This is a genomic window from Mycobacterium lacus, from assembly GCF_010731535.1.
Classification (GTDB): Bacteria; Actinomycetota; Actinomycetes; order Mycobacteriales; family Mycobacteriaceae; genus Mycobacterium; species Mycobacterium lacus.
In genome coordinates this window covers 1,559,763-1,574,489 of sequence record NZ_AP022581.1, presented here as the reverse complement: position 1 = coordinate 1,574,489, position 14,727 = coordinate 1,559,763, and the positions used below count along the sequence as shown (strand labels likewise).

Annotated in this window: 16 protein-coding genes and 1 pseudogene; 1 reads left to right on the top strand and 16 read right to left on the bottom strand. The window is 67.5% G+C overall.

Going from position 1 to position 14,727, the window contains the following annotated elements; all coding sequences use genetic code 11:
* Position 1: 1 nt before the first annotated feature.
* The 11 genes and pseudogenes from pyk to G6N24_RS25715 form a co-directional block, all read right to left on the bottom strand.
* Positions 2 to 1,420, bottom strand: coding sequence for a pyruvate kinase (pyk, locus tag G6N24_RS07270; RefSeq protein ID WP_085159688.1), 1,419 nt, complete (start codon positions 1,418 to 1,420; stop codon positions 2 to 4).
* Between the two features lie 71 nt (positions 1,421 to 1,491).
* A complete protein-coding gene (locus G6N24_RS07265) occupies positions 1,492 to 1,929 on the bottom strand; it encodes a DUF2752 domain-containing protein (RefSeq protein ID WP_085159763.1) in 438 nt (145 codons plus the stop codon).
* Complete coding sequence (locus G6N24_RS07260) at positions 1,919 to 2,323, bottom strand: NINE protein (protein ID WP_372514500.1); 405 nt, start codon at positions 2,321 to 2,323, stop codon at positions 1,919 to 1,921. The genes G6N24_RS07265 and G6N24_RS07260 overlap by 11 nt, the downstream gene beginning before the upstream one ends.
* Positions 2,324 to 2,388: 65 nt before the next feature.
* Positions 2,389 to 3,870 (bottom strand): prolipoprotein diacylglyceryl transferase, encoded by a 1,482-nt coding sequence (locus tag G6N24_RS07255; protein ID WP_085159684.1) that lies wholly within the window; start codon positions 3,868 to 3,870, stop codon positions 2,389 to 2,391.
* Positions 3,867 to 4,676 (bottom strand): tryptophan synthase subunit alpha, encoded by an 810-nt coding sequence (gene trpA / locus G6N24_RS07250; RefSeq protein WP_085159682.1) that lies wholly within the window; start codon positions 4,674 to 4,676, stop codon positions 3,867 to 3,869. Before trpA ends, G6N24_RS07255 begins: the two co-directional genes overlap by 4 nt.
* Complete coding sequence (gene trpB / locus G6N24_RS07245) at positions 4,673 to 5,935, bottom strand: tryptophan synthase subunit beta (RefSeq protein WP_085159680.1); 1,263 nt, start codon at positions 5,933 to 5,935, stop codon at positions 4,673 to 4,675. The genes trpA and trpB overlap by 4 nt, the downstream gene beginning before the upstream one ends.
* A 10-nt stretch (positions 5,936 to 5,945) precedes the next feature.
* Complete coding sequence (trpC, locus tag G6N24_RS07240) at positions 5,946 to 6,764, bottom strand: indole-3-glycerol phosphate synthase TrpC (RefSeq protein WP_085159678.1); 819 nt, start codon at positions 6,762 to 6,764, stop codon at positions 5,946 to 5,948.
* A gap of 133 nt (positions 6,765 to 6,897) precedes the next feature.
* Positions 6,898 to 7,554 carry a TIGR02234 family membrane protein gene (locus G6N24_RS07235; RefSeq protein ID WP_085159676.1) on the bottom strand — a complete coding sequence of 219 codons (657 nt, stop codon included), beginning with the start codon at positions 7,552 to 7,554 and terminating at the stop codon, positions 6,898 to 6,900.
* Positions 7,547 to 9,085, bottom strand: a complete 1,539-nt coding sequence (locus G6N24_RS07230; protein ID WP_085159762.1) for an anthranilate synthase component I — start codon at positions 9,083 to 9,085, stop codon at positions 7,547 to 7,549. Before G6N24_RS07230 ends, G6N24_RS07235 begins: the two co-directional genes overlap by 8 nt.
* A 223-nt stretch (positions 9,086 to 9,308) precedes the next feature.
* Complete coding sequence (locus tag G6N24_RS07225; RefSeq protein ID WP_139822352.1) at positions 9,309 to 9,734, bottom strand: hypothetical protein; 426 nt, start codon at positions 9,732 to 9,734, stop codon at positions 9,309 to 9,311.
* Between the two features lie 455 nt (positions 9,735 to 10,189).
* Positions 10,190 to 10,321: pseudogene (locus G6N24_RS25715) on the bottom strand (PPE domain-containing protein); the annotation flags it as partial.
* Positions 10,322 to 10,433: 112 nt separating this feature from the next.
* Between G6N24_RS25715 and G6N24_RS07215 the strand changes: the two are divergent.
* Complete coding sequence (locus G6N24_RS07215; RefSeq protein ID WP_085159670.1) at positions 10,434 to 10,898, top strand: peroxiredoxin; 465 nt, start codon at positions 10,434 to 10,436, stop codon at positions 10,896 to 10,898.
* Positions 10,899 to 10,984: 86 nt separating this feature from the next.
* Here G6N24_RS07215 and G6N24_RS07210 read toward each other — a convergent pair whose 3' ends face one another.
* From G6N24_RS07210 to priA, 5 genes are all read right to left on the bottom strand, one after another.
* Positions 10,985 to 12,133, bottom strand: a complete 1,149-nt coding sequence (locus G6N24_RS07210; protein WP_085159668.1) for a PPE family protein — start codon at positions 12,131 to 12,133, stop codon at positions 10,985 to 10,987.
* A gap of 210 nt (positions 12,134 to 12,343) precedes the next feature.
* Positions 12,344 to 12,697 (bottom strand): hypothetical protein, encoded by a 354-nt coding sequence (locus G6N24_RS07205; RefSeq protein ID WP_085159666.1) that lies wholly within the window; start codon positions 12,695 to 12,697, stop codon positions 12,344 to 12,346.
* A 131-nt stretch (positions 12,698 to 12,828) separates the two neighbouring features.
* Positions 12,829 to 13,176 carry a phosphoribosyl-AMP cyclohydrolase gene (gene hisI, locus G6N24_RS07200; protein WP_085159664.1) on the bottom strand — a complete coding sequence of 116 codons (348 nt, stop codon included), beginning with the start codon at positions 13,174 to 13,176 and terminating at the stop codon, positions 12,829 to 12,831.
* Positions 13,173 to 13,964, bottom strand: coding sequence for an imidazole glycerol phosphate synthase subunit HisF (gene hisF / locus G6N24_RS07195; RefSeq protein WP_085159662.1), 792 nt, complete (start codon positions 13,962 to 13,964; stop codon positions 13,173 to 13,175). The genes hisI and hisF overlap by 4 nt, the downstream gene beginning before the upstream one ends.
* A gap of 17 nt (positions 13,965 to 13,981) precedes the next feature.
* Complete coding sequence (gene priA / locus G6N24_RS07190; protein WP_085159660.1) at positions 13,982 to 14,725, bottom strand: bifunctional 1-(5-phosphoribosyl)-5-((5-phosphoribosylamino)methylideneamino)imidazole-4-carboxamide isomerase/phosphoribosylanthranilate isomerase PriA; 744 nt, start codon at positions 14,723 to 14,725, stop codon at positions 13,982 to 13,984.
* Positions 14,726 to 14,727: the final 2 nt, after the last annotated feature.

Sequence of the window (14,727 nt, the reverse complement as noted above, 5' to 3'; positions counted from 1 at the left end):
GTTAGACGTCATCCTCCCCGATCCGGTGCACGTGGATCAGGTTGGTCGAACCTACCGTGCCCGGTGGCGCGCCCGCGACGATGACCACCAGATCGCCGCGCTTGTAGCGACCGAGTTCCAGCAGCGACTTGTCGACCTGGCGGATCATGCCGTCGGTGGACTTCATCTCCGGGACGATGAACGTCTCGGTGCCCCAGGTCATGGCGAGTTGACTGCGCACCTCGGGCCACGCGGTGAAGGCGAGCAGCGGCAACGGGGTGTGCAGCCGAGCCAGTCGTCGCACGGTGTCGCCGGACTGCGTGAACGCGACCAATGCCTTGGCGTCGAGTCGCTCGCCGATGTCGCGGGCGGCATACGAGATGACCCCGCGTTTGGTGCGCGGCACATGCGTCAAGGGCGGGGCCGCCGTGGAATTCTCCTCGACCGCACACACGATCCGCGACATCGTGCGGACCGCTGCCAGTGGATACTTGCCGACCGAGGTTTCCCCGGACAACATCAGCGCGTCGGCACCGTCGAGCACGGCATTTGCGACGTCGGAGGCCTCGGCTCTGGTCGGCCGGGAGTTCTCGATCATCGAATCGAGCATCTGAGTCGCGACGATGACAGGCTTTGCGTTTTCCCGCGCCATCTGGATGGCCCGCTTTTGCACCAGCGGGACCTCTTCCAGCGGCAGCTCGACACCTAGGTCGCCGCGAGCCACCATGACCGCGTCGAAAGCCAGCACGATGGCTTCGAGATTATCGATGGCTTCCGGCTTCTCGAGCTTGGCGATCACCGGTACCCGCCGCCCGATCCGATCCATCACCTCGTGGACCAGTTCGACATCCGACGGGGAACGCACAAAAGACAGCGCCACCATGTCGACGCCGAGGTCCAGGGCGAACGTGAGGTCTTCGATGTCCTTGTCCGACAGGGCCGGCGCGGACACGTTCATCCCCGGCAGCGAGATGCCCTTGTTGTTGCTGACCGGGCCGCCCTCGGTGACAGTGCAGATCACGTCGTCGCCGTCGACGCCGGCGACCACCAGCCCGACCTTGCCGTCGTCGACCAGAACCCGGTCACCGACGACGGCGTCCTGGGCCAGCTTCTTGTAGGTGGTCGACACCCGGTCGTGGGTGCCTTCGCAATCGGCGACGGTGATCCGGACCGTCTCACCGTCGGACCAGTAGGTGGACCCGGTGGCGAAGCGTCCGAGCCGGATCTTCGGGCCCTGCAGGTCGGCGAGCACGCCGACCGCGCGGCCGGTGATGTCGGAGGCCGCACGCACCCGCTCGTAGGCGGCTTTGTGATCGGCGTAGTCGCCGTGGCTGAAGTTCATTCGGGCGACGTCCATTCCGGCCTCGACCAGCGCCCGGATCAGCTCGTCCGATTGGGTTGCTGGGCCGAGGGTGCAGACGATCTTCCCGCGTCTCGTCACGACGACACAGCATAGTCTCGGTTGCGGGTCATCGGCGCGCATCGCAGGTAGCGGAGCATTGATCCGCTCGACTACCCGCCAAGAACGGTCGGCACCAGCGGGAAGCCGGGCAGGTTTCGTAGCACCGTCCAGACGACGGCCGCGACGGCGACGGTCAGCGTCGCTGGCATCGGCAGCCACGATCGGCCGGTTCGGCGGCGCAGCAAGACCCATCCGGCCAGCAGCGGGCTGCCGGCGAGTAAGAAGACGTTGTCGTTGACGCTGGCCGCGAGGTCTGCGTGCAGCAGGTCGTGCACCATCCGAAGGCCACCGCAGGCCGGGCAGTTCCAGCCGGTAAGCAGTTTGAACGGACAAAGCGGGTACACCGAGTTCGTGTCGTGCGGGTCGACGAATCCGATGTAGCCGAGGGCGCCGGCGAGCAACACACCGGAACCGGCAGCGGCGTAACGATGACGCTGGCCATGCCGACGGCACTGCCCCGGGCTCGGGGCGGCGCGGTTAGGTCCCATCGCGCAGCGGGCGACCCCATCGGTCGCTGGCATTGTCGGTCAAGATCAGCACCGCGTCGATGACGCCCCAGATGGCAGCGCCCAACCCGCAGGTCAACCAGCCCACGAGCAGCTGAGCGATGCCCAACCCCGTCTGACCAACGTAGATGCGACCGATGCCGACGATCCCGATCAGTCCAAGCAGCTGCAACAGGCCCGCGATCGTCTTGGATTTGTCCGAATATGGTTGCCCGGTAACGGGATGCCGACCAAAGGGTGCGGAAGGGTCGTAATAGCCACCGGACCCCGGATACTGCGGGTAGGACGGATACGGCGGCGGATACCCGGACGCATATCCCGGTGGCGGGATCGGCGACCCGGGCTGTGCGCCCTCGCCCGACGACTGGTCGGTCACGTTCTCAGCATGCCAGATTCGGCGGGCTGCCGCCCGGGCCAGATGGTGGGCAACTCGCGGCGCCGTTACCGTCCCGACCGCGGTCTCCTCGGCCGGAACCGCCATCGGCGCCGCACTGCGCCGGTGCCTTCCGGCGCCGCATCGCGGTCGCGGGCCGACGTTTCCTCGGCGCTCTCCGGGGTCCCGTCGGCGGCGATCTCGGTACACACGTCGTCTCCCACGTGTTCCGGCGCGGCGAGCGCGGGTTCCGCTGGTTGCTCGCCGCCGGTCTCCGGCTCTTCGGCGTCAGGCTCTTCGGGCTCTTCGGGCTCGACGGGCTCGACGGGGTCGGCCTCTTTCGCTTCAGGCTCCTCAGCCTCGGCAGCGGCAGGCTCGGTCTCTCCCGTCTCGGCCTCGACTTGAGGTTCCTCAGCCTGGGCCTCTTCAGGCTCGGCCTGCACGGTCTCCGGCTCCACGGCTTCGGCCTCGACCGTTTCGGCCTCTTCCGCTTCGGCGTGCACGGTTTCCGGCTCCACGGCTTCGGCCTCGACCGTTTCCGGCGCCGCGACCTCGGCAGCCGCGATTGTTTCCGCCGAATCCAACTCGTCCTCTCGTGCCGCGGCCGGCGCCGCCGCCGTCACAGCGGTAGCCGACGCGACAGCCGCAAGCTCAGCTGGCTCGGGTACTTCCAGGACATATTCGGTGCCACCCAGCGTCGCCGGATCCTCGCGGCCCTTCGGCGCCAGAATGATGTAGACCACGGCGCCGATGAACACGAAAGTCGATGTGAAGGAATTGATCCGGATTCCGGCGATATGCGTGGCGGTGTCGTCACGCAGCAGCTCGACCCAGAATCGCCCGACGCAGTAGCCCGCGACATAGATTGCGAACAGTCGGCCGTGACCGAGTGTGAAACGTCGGTCCACGTAGATCAACGCGACGAATACCAGGACGTTCCAAATCAATTCGTAGAGAAACGTCGGTTGCACGACGAGCGCCACCTGTCCCGTCGACACTCCGTCCAGCGAATGCGGATCCACGAATCCCGAGGGATCGCGGCGATAGAAGATCTCCAGGCCCCACGGCATCGTGGTTTCCCGGCCGTAGAGCTCTTGATTGAAATAGTTCCCGAGCCGACCGATGGCCTGCGCCAATATGATTCCCGGAGCCATCGCGTCGACGAAGGCGGGCAACGGGATTCCACGACGTCGGCAGCCGATCCACGCGCCGACGACGCCAAGGGCGACGGCGCCCCAGATGCCCAATCCTCCGTCCCAGATTCGCAGCGCCGCCCCGAAACCGGCGCCACCCTGACCGAAATACGTCCGCCAATCGGTGGCGAGGTGATAGAGCCTGCCGCCTACCAATCCAAAAGGCACGGCCCACAGGGCGATGTCGTAGCTCACGCCGCGCTCCCCGCCGCGGGCCTCCCAGCGCCGGTCGCCAATCAGCAGCGCGACCACGATGCCGGTGATGATGAACAGCGCGTACGCGCGAATGGGCACCGGCCCAAGGTGCCAGACCCCCTGCGGCGGGCTGGGGAAATACGCGAGCAACCTGTGTGTCATGCCGACATCCTTTGACGCACACCGGCAGCGAGTTGCTCGGTCAGTGCGCGCAATGTCGGCAAACCGTCACTCAAAGCCGACACCAACGCGGAACCGACGATGACACCGTCGGCGTACGCGCCGATCTGCGCGGCGTGCTCGCGCGACCGCACCCCCAGGCCGACGCCAACGGGTATGTCCGACACCGCCCGCACCCGGCGTACCAATTCGGGTGCGGTCTGCGACACCGCATCCCGCGCCCCGGTGACACCCATCGTCGAGGCCGCGTAGACGAATCCGCGTGATGCCTCGACCGTGCTCGCCAACCGCTGCGGCGTCGACGACGGCGCCACCAGAAAGATGCGATCCAACCGATGCTCCTCGGATGCCGCCAGCCACTGCCCAGCTTCGTCGGGGATGAGATCCGGGGTGATCAGGCCGTGTCCGCCCGCCGCTGCCAGGTCCCGGGCGAATGCGTCAACCCCATAGCGCAGCACCGGGTTCCAGTACGTCATCACCACGGCGCGTCCGCCGGCCAGGCTGATCGCCTCGACCGCGGCCAGCGTATCCCGCACCCGCACTCCGCCACGAAGCGCGGCCTCGGTTGCCCTTGCGATGGTCGGTCCGTCCATTCCTGGATCCGAATACGGGACGCCGACTTCGATGATGTCGCAACCCGATTCGACGAGCGTCGTCATCGCGTCCACCGAGGTCCGCACGTCGGGATAACCGGTTGGCAGATAGCCGATCAGTGCCGCGCGACTGTCCTTGCGGCATAAATCAAAGATCGGTCCGAGCCGACTTGCTTCGCTCTGTTCCACGGTCATTGTTCGGTGGGCCCTAACAACCCGAACCACTTGGCCGCCGTCTCGACGTCCTTGTCGCCGCGGCCAGACAGATTCACCACAATCACTGCGCCCCTTCCCAGCTCGACGCCCAGCTGCAGGGCACCGGCCACCGCGTGCGCGGATTCGATGGCAGGGATGATGCCTTCCGCGCGGCATAGCAGGCGGAATGCATCCATCGCCTCCGCGTCGGTGATGGGCCGGTATTCGGCGCGTCCGGATTCCCTAAGCCACGCGTGTTCCGGACCCACCCCCGGATAGTCCAGACCCGCAGAGATCGAGTGGGATTCGATGGTCTGGCCGTCCTCGTCCTGCAGCAGGTACGAGAATGATCCCTGGAATGCCCCGGGCAACCCGCCGGTGAATGTCGCGGCATGCCTGCCCGTCTCGACGCCGTCGCCCGCGGCCTCGTATCCGACCAGACGCACACCGGGATCATCGAGGAAAGCGTGAAAGATCCCGATCGCATTGGATCCCCCACCCACACAGGCCACGACGGCGTCGGGCAGCCGGCCCGCCTGGTCCTGGATCTGCACGCGTGTCTCCATGCCGATGATCCTCTGAAAATCACGCACCATGGTCGGGAACGGATGCGGTCCAGCCGCGGTGCCGAAGCAGTAGTAGGTGTCCTCGGCGTTGGTAACCCAATCCCGGAACGCCTCGTTGATGGCGTCCTTGAGCGTTTTCGAGCCCGTCTCGACCGAGATGACCTCGGCACCAAGCAGCCGCATCCGTGCCACATTGAGCGCCTGACGAGCGGTGTCGACGGCCCCCATGTAGATGACACACTCCAAGCCGAGCAGCGCACACGCGGTGGCGGTGGCCACGCCATGCTGACCGGCGCCGGTCTCGGCGATCACCCGGGTCTTACCCATCCGGCGGGCCAGCAATGCCTGACCGAGAACATTGTTGATCTTATGAGAACCGGTGTGGTTCAAGTCTTCTCGCTTCAGGAAGATGCGCGCCGACCCGGCGTGCTCGCCCAGCCGTGTGGCCTCGTACAACGGCGATGGCCGTCCGGCGTAGTGCGTCTGCAACTCATCGAGGGTGTCCAGGAAATCCGGGTTGACGCGTTCCTTCTCGTAGGCGGCGGTGACCTCCTCGATCACGGCCATCAGTGCTTCCGCTACGTAACGGCCACCGTAGATGCCGAAATGACCACCCGAGTCCGGGTCATGGCGAGTGGGTTCGGTGACGGCGGCGCTGGTACGCGGAATATCCGGGCGGGATAGATCTGCCATTACCAAGCGGCTAGCGAGCCGGTTTCGGACAGGACGGGTGGGTGCCCGCGGTGACCAGATCGGCGACCGCCGCGCGCGGGTCACCACTCTTGACCAGGCCCTCACCGACCAGCACGGCGTCGGCGCCCGCGCCGGCGTACGCCAACAAATCTCCGGTACCACGCACACCGGATTCGGCGATCCTGATGACGTTGCTGGGCAGCCCGGGAGCGATGCGCGGGAAGCAATCCCGATCCACCTCCAGGGTCGCGAGATCGCGGGCGTTGACGCCGATTACCTTGGCCCCGGCCTTCAGCGCCCGGTCGGCTTCCCGCTCGGTGTGCACCTCGACGAGAGCGGTCATACCGAGTGATTCGGTGCGGTCCAGCATCGACACCAACGCAGATTGGTCCAAAGCGGCCACGATGAGCAACAACATATCGGCACCATGCGCGCGCGCCTCATGGATCTGATAGGGCTGCACCACAAAGTCTTTGCGCAGCACCGGAACTGAGACCGCGGCCCGCACGGCGTCAAGGTCGTCGAGCGACCCCTGAAAATGTCGCTCCTCCGTCAATACGCTGATGATCCTGGCGCCGCCATCCTCGTAGGCCCGCGCCAGCTCCGCCGGGTCGGCAATGGTGGCCAGTGACCCCGCTGACGGGCTGGCGCGCTTGACTTCGGCAATGACCCCGATACCGGGCTCACGCAAGGCGGCCATCACATCGAGTGGCGGTGGCGCCGCGGCGGCGGCGGCCTTGATTTCGGACAGGCTCACGCGGGCTTCGCGCGCGGCAACGTCGGCCCGGACTCCCTCGAGGATGGAGTCGAGCACGGATGCCGGACTCATGCCTGTCGTTTCCTCTCCTGCTGCGATCCAGCTGCAATCGAGCTGCAATCCGCTGCCACCGCGCCGCCACGACGACCCTCGGCCGATTTTCGACGACGTTCATGAAGGGTAGCGACCGTCGGCGCGCGGTCCGTCACCGCCCCTCGGTGTCGGACCCCGGCGACCGTTCGGTCGGGTCGCGACCCTCCTCGAGGGCATCCCAGATCATCCGCTCCGACAACTGCTCCTGCTCCGCCTCCAGCGGAGCCGTGGCGGCCTCATCGAGCAGCGCCATCGAACGCCGAACAGCGGGCACCGCATACTTCGTCGTGCCCTCGCGAGCCGACCGCATCAACAGCACGGCCGCGACCACGGTGCACACTGCGGCCAGCACGGCGGCCACCGCGCCCCAGTATTCGCGAGCGCTGCCCACCAGCGTCACCACCGGGACATGCGCGAGATCCGCTCCGCGCACCGCCACGTCGGGGAGCACCCACAGGCTGATGCCCAGATACCCGACCGCAAAGCTCGCCACCGCCAGCAACCCCGCCAGCACCCGCAGCGGCCAGCCGCGCACGGCGAGCGCGGCGATGGCCGCGGCCAGCATCAACATCGCCGACGGCTGCAGTGCGGTCGACCACGACGCCCCGGAAAGCGTCACCTCCTTGGGCGGACCCAGCCCGTCGAACGAGCGGATCACGACCCAAGGCAGCCGGGACGACGTCCACAGCGCTCCGGCGGCGACTACCAGCAGCAACTGAGCAATCCGGATCGTCAGCGCACCGCGCCGGTCGGGCCGGGCATCACCCATTGCGGCTCACATCGGGAGCGGTCAGCGTCTCGGCGGCGGCGATCGCATTCAGCACGGCCCGCGCCTTGTTGGTCGCTTCAGTGTGTTCGTAGGGGCCGTTGGAGTCGGCCACCACCCCGCCACCGGCCTGAACATAGGCGGTCCCGTTGCGCATCAGCGCGGTGCGGATGGCGATGGCGAAGTCGGCGTTGCCGGCGAAGTCGAGGTATCCGACCACGCCGCCATAGAGGCCGCGGCGCGTCTTCTCGACCTCTTCGATCAGCTCCATGGCCCGCACCTTCGGCGCGCCCGACAGGGTGCCGGCCGGGAAGCAGGCGGTCACCGCGTCCACGGCGGTGCGGCCCGCGTCCAGCACGCCAGTCACCGTGGACACCAGGTGCATGACGTGGCTATAGCGTTCGATGTGGCTGTAGTCCTCGACCCGAACGGTTCCGGGCGTGCAGACCCGGCCGAGGTCGTTGCGGCCGAGGTCGACAAGCATCAGGTGCTCAGCACGCTCTTTGTCGTCGGCCAGTAACTCCTTTTCCAGCAGCTGATCTTCTTCCTCGGTCGCCCCCCGCCACCGAGTTCCGGCGATCGGATGCGTCGTCGCACGCCGGTCATGGACGGTGACCAACGCCTCCGGGCTGGACCCGACGATCGAAAAATCAATTGCGCCTTGGCTATTGGGCACATTCAGCAGATACATGTAGGGACTTGGGTTGGTCACCCGCAGTATGCGGTATACGTCGATAGGATCGACGTCGGTGTCGAGTTCGAAGCGCTGCGAGGGCACCACCTGAAAGGCCTCGCCGGCCGCAATCTGCTCCACGAGATAGTCGACGATCTTGCCGTATTCCTCGGCCGTGCGCTGCGCTCGAGGGCGCGGCTCGGGTCTGCTGAACGTGGCAACGGTGGAAGGCAGTGGCTGACCGAGCGCCGCGGTCATCACGTCCAGCCGCGCGATCGCATCGTCGTAGGCCGCGTCCACCCGTTCGTCGGTGCCGTTCCAGTTCACGGCGTTGGCGATCAGCGTGATGGTGCCCTCATGGTGGTCGACCGCCGCCAGATCGGTGGCCAGCAGCAGCAGCATGTCCGGCAGTCGGAGGTCATCGACGGCCAGCTCAGGGAGGCGCTCCAGCCGCCGGACCAGGTCGTAGGCGAAAAAGCCGACCATGCCGCCCGACAACGGCGGCAGCCCTGGCATGGCGGCAGTGGCCAGCAGCTCCAAGGTGGCCCGCAGTGCTTGCAGCGGGTCGCCGCCGGTCGGTGCGTCCTGCGGCACCGCGCCCAGCCACACCGCCTCGCCGTCACGCACGGTCAGCGCGGTCGGCGCGCCCGCGCCGATAAACGACCACCGCGACCACGACCGGCCGTTCTCGGCCGACTCCAGCAGGAACGTACCCGGGCGGTTGGCGGCCAGTTTGCGATACGCCGACAGCGGAGTCTCGCTGTCAGCCAGGACCTTGCGAATCACCGGAACCACCCGGTGCTGCGCCGCCAGCACGCGGAAGTCCGCCCGCGAGGTGGTGGTGGCAAGGTTGGCGTGCACCGCTTCATCCTCGCAGATGCGCTGATCAGATCCGGCCTGTCCGGGCGACAATGTCGCGATGCACCCGCGGTGGCTCGTCACATCCGCAGTGGCTGCCGCCGGGAGGGATGCTCTTTTTGCCCGCCTCAGCGCGACGGGCGCGCGGGGCCGACGAGGGCGTCTGCCGTGACGACCAAGTTGTCGCGCTGAGGCGGGCAAATCGTGTGCGCGCCGCCGCAGATACTCATGTCACGCCTGAGGCCGATGCGGCGTAGATGGCGCGGGCCCGCTCGGCCTGACCCGAACGCTGCGAGCCCGAGAAATCCAATGCCGGCGGCGAGAACTCGAAGGTGGTGGCCGAGCCGCCGGTAGCGGTCGCGCTGAGGTTGTTGATACCAGGCAGCAATCCCGAGACCCCAGCCGCGTTGAGGTTGCCGGACGCGGCGTGGGCGGAACAGCCGGTGCCGGCAACGACGGTGGCGATGTTGGCGTTGCCGTCATAAGCATTTGCGTGGCTGTTATCACCGAACAAGACGCCGGCGATGGTGCCGTTGCGGAGTATTGGTTCAGGGTCCCCGGCTGAGGCATCGCTGAAACCGCCGTGGGCGAAGGCGAGGTTGAGGTTGCTGGCGGGGCCGCCGGCGACGCTGGGGTTCCCGCCGGCCTTCACGGAGCCGGGGTCGCCGAAGGCCACGGCCCCGTTCGCGGTCCCAGCAAGGGCCGAGCTGTAGCTGCCGGAGACGACGGCGAGGTTGCCGTAGTCGTGGTTGCTGGACCCAGCCGAAGCCGAAGAGTTGTTGCCGTTGACGGCGGCGGTGCTGCCGATGCCCCGGTGGCGCTGCTGTTGTTGCCCAATAGGGTTGCCGTGCAAAGGGTGCCGTTGGCAATGGCGGTGTCGTTGTTGCCAATGGCCGGTGCGAGGGAACCGAAGCCGGGGGTGATGGGGTTGGCGGTGGCGTTGCTGTCGGCGCCGAAGGAGAACGCGACGCCCCCCGCGTCCGAAAAGGCATGCACGGAGCCCGACCGGAACAGCGTCGTGCCGAAGACCGACAACGCGACGTCCGGAACCGGATCCGCCGCCTGGGCGGACGCGCCGGTCTGGTCGCGCAGGGTTGGCAGCAACCGCTGGAACGGGGTCAGCTGCGCGGCCACCGCCGAGGCGTCGGCGCAACAGCCCACCATCGCGGCCACGTCCTGGGCCCACATCTGCTCATATTCGGCCTCGGCGGCCGCGATCGCCGGGGCGTTAAGCCCGAACCAGTTCGGCAGACCAACCGCACCAATGAACTTCCGCACGGAATTGACCTCCGGCGGCAACACCGAAAAGCCCGGCGCCGCCGCTGATCGGGCCGAGCGTAGCCTAACGGCCATGAAGACAGGTGACACCGTGGCCGACTTCGAACTTCCCGATCAAAGCGGAACACCACGCAAACTCAGCTCCTTGCTCGCCGACGGGCCCGTGGTGCTGTTCTTCTATCCGGCGGCGATGACACCCGGCTGCACCAAGGAAGCCTGCCACTTCCGCGACCTGGCCAGGGAATTCGCCGCGGTCGGAGCCAGCCGGGTCGGCATCAGCACCGATCCGGTGCCCAAACAAGCCAAGTTCGCCGACACGCAGAACTTCGACTACCCGCTGCTGTCGGACGCCGACGGCACGGTGGCCACCCAATTCGGCGTCAAGCGCGGCCTGCTCGGCAAATTGATGCCGGTCAAACGCACGACCTTTGTCATCGACACCGATCGTAAGGTGCTCAACGTGATCGCTAGCGAATTCAGCATGGACACCCACGCCGACCAAGCGTTAGAGACGCTGCGCGCCCGCTCGTCGGCGTAGCGGTGGCACCACCTCGCGAGCAGACGCAAAGGTCCCCAAAACCGCCCGGTTTTGGGGACCTTTGCGTCTGCTCGCCCTAAATCACCCTACAATCGCGGGCGAGGAACAACGTTGGCGCGCAACGCGAATCGGGAAGAATCGTCCCCGCCGGCGCCGCGCCCCGGAAAACCGAACGGCATGATTGGCAGGCCGGTGGGTCCCCCCACCGGAGCGCCAGCCCCGCCGGTGCTGGACAGCGGCACACCGGCAGGGGCGCTCGGCACCGCCGCCGAAGCCCAGCTCGGCGGCACCGACAGCGCCCCAACCGTCACCGCCCGGCCCGCGCCCGCCGCGACCCCCGAAGCTCCGCCCAGGCCCGACGGTGTGGCCGACGTCAGCGCGCCGAGGCTGGGTCCCGCCGCGTGGACACCTGCGCCCACCGCTGTTTCGACCGAGCTGGCGGCGCCGGTCAGGTTCAACGCATCCGTTATGGCACCGACCACTGTTGACGCCGCGTCGCTGCCCGTCCCGGCCAGGGATTCCAAGTCCGTCAGGCGCGACGACAGCGATGACAGCCGCGAGATGGACCCCGGCGATGCCAAGCCCTGCAATGCCTGTGGCACCGCCGAAGTCAGTTGCTGCCCGGCCGCCACGATCTCCCGGGCGCGGATCCCGGCCGAGCTGCCGACGGCTTGGGCAGCCGCGGCCGCTTGGCCGGCCACGCCGGCAGGGTTGGTGGTGGCAGCAGGTGGCGCAAACGGCGTCACCCTCGCGGCCGACGCCGACGACGCGGCGTAGGCATACATCGCGGTGGCATCCTGGGCCCACATTTCGGCGTAGTGCGCCTCGGTGGCCGCGATCGCCGGAGTGTTCTGCCCCAGAAGGTTGGTCGCGATCAGCGCCATTAGCTGGGCGCGGTTGGCGAAGACCACCGGCGGGGGCACCGACGTCGCACGCGCGACCTCGTAGGCGCCCGCGGCAACCCGGGCTTGTGTTGCCGCCTCCTCGGCCTGGATAGCGGTTCGGTGCAGCCAGCTCACATGGATTCCTGCCGCACCCAACATCGACGCCGACGCGGCGCCCAGCCACGGTCCGCTGCCGAGCTGTGCGGTCACCGAGTGATAGCCCGACGCCGCCGTGATCAGCTCGACGGCCAGCACATCCCAGGCCGCCGCGGCGGCCAGCATCGGCGCTGAACCGGGACCGGCATAGATACGAGTGGAATTGATTTCAGGCGGTAGCGACCCAAAGTCCATCTCTACCCGCCTTTGAATAGCGGTCAGCTTCGACCAAAAACACGGAGCTCTCCTAGAGAATTCAAATATTTGAATGTGAAATGTGGACCGCTGCCGCGCGATCCAGGCGTGTGGTACCTACGCGCGAACCCAAAATGGGCGATTGGAGCGGCGGAGGCTGCGCAACCCGGCTGTCACCGCACAGCGACGAAACAGCCTGGCGCTAACCGATTAATGGCGCGTGACGCAGAACTGAGCCAGGAGGTCCCGATTGGCAAGATGCGTGATGGGCGCCCAGGCCGCAGCCACGCCGGCGTGGTACCACCAGGACACGGCCGCCAAGGCCGGCGCAGAAGGCCAGCGCTGCAATAACACCGCGCGCAACCGTGGTGGTAGCGCGTGGATCGGCGAAACCCTGGCGGATCCCTGTTCGGCTACCGACGACGCGGTGCGGATCGAACCCGCTCGCTCGATGTCGCCACTACCTTGCGACACCACCACGGCGGGCGTCGTGACAGACTCGCTGTCGCCGAATAACAGGTGTCCATAACCGATTACGCCAACCAGCACTGCAATGGCTGCCATGACCGCAATGGCTGCCTTGACGGCAAGAACGGACCGCGGCCATGTCGGCCTACATCGGTCGGTGGGACTCACAGTGCCGCCACTATATCACGAGTTGCGCCGAATCGTGCGTGGTCGACTCACCACCCCAACTAGTCCTCGGGCTCCAGCAGAACGGCGGCGTCGAAGCAACTATGGTCACCGGTGTGGCAGGCGCCACCGACTTGGTCGACCGTCAACAGCACCGTGTCACCGTCGCAATCCAGGCGCACCGAGTGGACGCGCTGAGCGTGCCCGGAAGTCGCTCCCTTGACCCACTGTTCGCCGCGGGTTCGCGAATAGTAGGTGGCCTCACGGGTTTCCAGGGTGCGGGCCAGGGCGTCGTCGTCCATCCAGGCGACCATCAGCACGTCGCCGCTGCCACGCTCCTGCGCGACGGCGGTGAACAATCCGTCGGCATTGCGCTTGAGGCGTGCGGCGATCTGTGGGTCGAGCATCATCGGATCCTCACTGTGATCTTTTCGGCCGCCATCGCGGCCTTCACCTGCCTGATCGTCAACTCCCGGAAGTGAAAGACGCTGGCCGCCAACACCGCATCGGCTCCCGCGGCAACCGCGGGCGCGAAGTGCTCCGCCGCCCCGGCGCCGCCACTGGCGATGACCGGCACCGCGACCGCGGCGCGGACGGCCCGCAGCATCGGTAGGTCGAATCCGGCTTTGGTGCCGTCGGCGTCCATCGAGTTGAGCAGGATCTCCCCCACCCCGAGGTCGGCGCCGCGGGCCGCCCACTCGACGGCGTCGATCCCGGTGCCGCGACGACCACCATGGGTGGTGACCTCCCAGCCCGACGGTGTCGGGGCGGAGCCGGCGGGCACCTTACGGGCGTCGACGGACAGCACGATGCATTGGGAGCCGAACTGCCTTGCCATCTCGGCGAGCAGGTCGGGGCGGGCGATGGCGGCGGTGTTGACCGAAACCTTGTCGGCGCCCGCGCGCAGCAACACGTCGACGTCGGCCACCGTGCGCACCCCACCGCCGACCGTCAGCGGGATGAACACCTGCTCGGCGGTGTGGCGCACCACCTCCAGCATGGTGGCCCTTCCCGACGACGACGCGGTCACGTCGAGAAAGGTCAGCTCGTCGGCCCCCTCCGCGTCGTAGGCGGCCGCGAGCTCCACCGGATCGCCCGCGTCCCGCAGGTTCTCGAAGTTAACGCCCTTGACCACTCGCCCGTCGTCGACATCCAGGCAGGGGATCACCCGTACCGCAAGGCCTTTGCCGTCGTACATCTCAGTGGTCCCCCGGTTCACTCCCGAACCGCGGCGAGCGCCTGCGGCAACGTGAACCGCCCGGCGTAGAGGGCCTTGCCCACAATCGCGCCCTCGACGCCGCGGCCGGTGAGAGTGGCTAGCTTGTTCAAGGCGCGCAGATCGTCCAGGCTGGCCACGCCGCCGGACGCGATCACCGGGGCGTCGGTGCGGTCGGCAACCCGGGCCAGCAGGTCGAGATTGGGGCCGCCGAGCGTGCCGTCCTTGGTGACATCGGTGACGACGAACCGCGAACACCCTTGGCGGTCAAGGCGTTCCAGCACATCCCACAGGTCGCCACCGTCGGTTTCCCAGCCGCGACCGCGTAACCGGTGCTCGCCGTCGACGATTCGGACGTCCAAGCCGACGGCCACCTTGTCGCCGTGCTCGGCGATCATGCGCGCACACCACCGCGGGTTCTCCAGCGCCGCCGTGCCCAGGTTGACCCGAGCACAGCCGGTGGCCAGCGCCGCGGCCAGGGAATCGTCGTCGCGGATGCCGCCGGACAACTCGACGCGCACGTCGAGCTTGCCCACGACCTCGGCGAGCAGGTCGCGATTGGACCCGCGACCGAACGCGGCGTCCAGGTCGACCAGGTGGATCCACTCGGCGCCGTCACGCTGCCAGGCCAGCGCGGCGTCCACTGCCGAGCCGTACTCGGTTTCGCTGCCGGCCTTCCCCTGCACCAGGCGCACGGCGCGACCCTCGACGACGTCGACGGCGGGCAACAAAATCAATGGCATCG

Coding starts and splice junctions, on each gene's coding strand:
- priA (WP_085159660.1), bottom strand. CDS start 14,725: ATGCCATTGATTTTGTTGCCCGCCGTCGACGTCGTCGAGGGTCGCGCC.
- trpB (WP_085159680.1), bottom strand. CDS start 5,935: ATGGCAGATCTATCCCGCCCGGATATTCCGCGTACCAGCGCCGCCGTC.
- hisF (WP_085159662.1), bottom strand. CDS start 13,964: ATGTACGACGGCAAAGGCCTTGCGGTACGGGTGATCCCCTGCCTGGAT.
- trpC (WP_085159678.1), bottom strand. CDS start 6,764: ATGAGTCCGGCATCCGTGCTCGACTCCATCCTCGAGGGAGTCCGGGCC.
- G6N24_RS07235 (WP_085159676.1), bottom strand. CDS start 7,554: ATGGGTGATGCCCGGCCCGACCGGCGCGGTGCGCTGACGATCCGGATT.
- G6N24_RS07215 (WP_085159670.1), top strand. CDS start 10,434: ATGAAGACAGGTGACACCGTGGCCGACTTCGAACTTCCCGATCAAAGC.
- G6N24_RS07265 (WP_085159763.1), bottom strand. CDS start 1,929: ATGGGACCTAACCGCGCCGCCCCGAGCCCGGGGCAGTGCCGTCGGCAT.
- G6N24_RS07205 (WP_085159666.1), bottom strand. CDS start 12,697: ATGGCAGCCATTGCAGTGCTGGTTGGCGTAATCGGTTATGGACACCTG.
- G6N24_RS07255 (WP_085159684.1), bottom strand. CDS start 3,870: ATGACACACAGGTTGCTCGCGTATTTCCCCAGCCCGCCGCAGGGGGTC.
- trpA (WP_085159682.1), bottom strand. CDS start 4,676: ATGACCGTGGAACAGAGCGAAGCAAGTCGGCTCGGACCGATCTTTGAT.
- G6N24_RS07210 (WP_085159668.1), bottom strand. CDS start 12,133: ATGGACTTTGGGTCGCTACCGCCTGAAATCAATTCCACTCGTATCTAT.
- hisI (WP_085159664.1), bottom strand. CDS start 13,176: ATGATGCTCGACCCACAGATCGCCGCACGCCTCAAGCGCAATGCCGAC.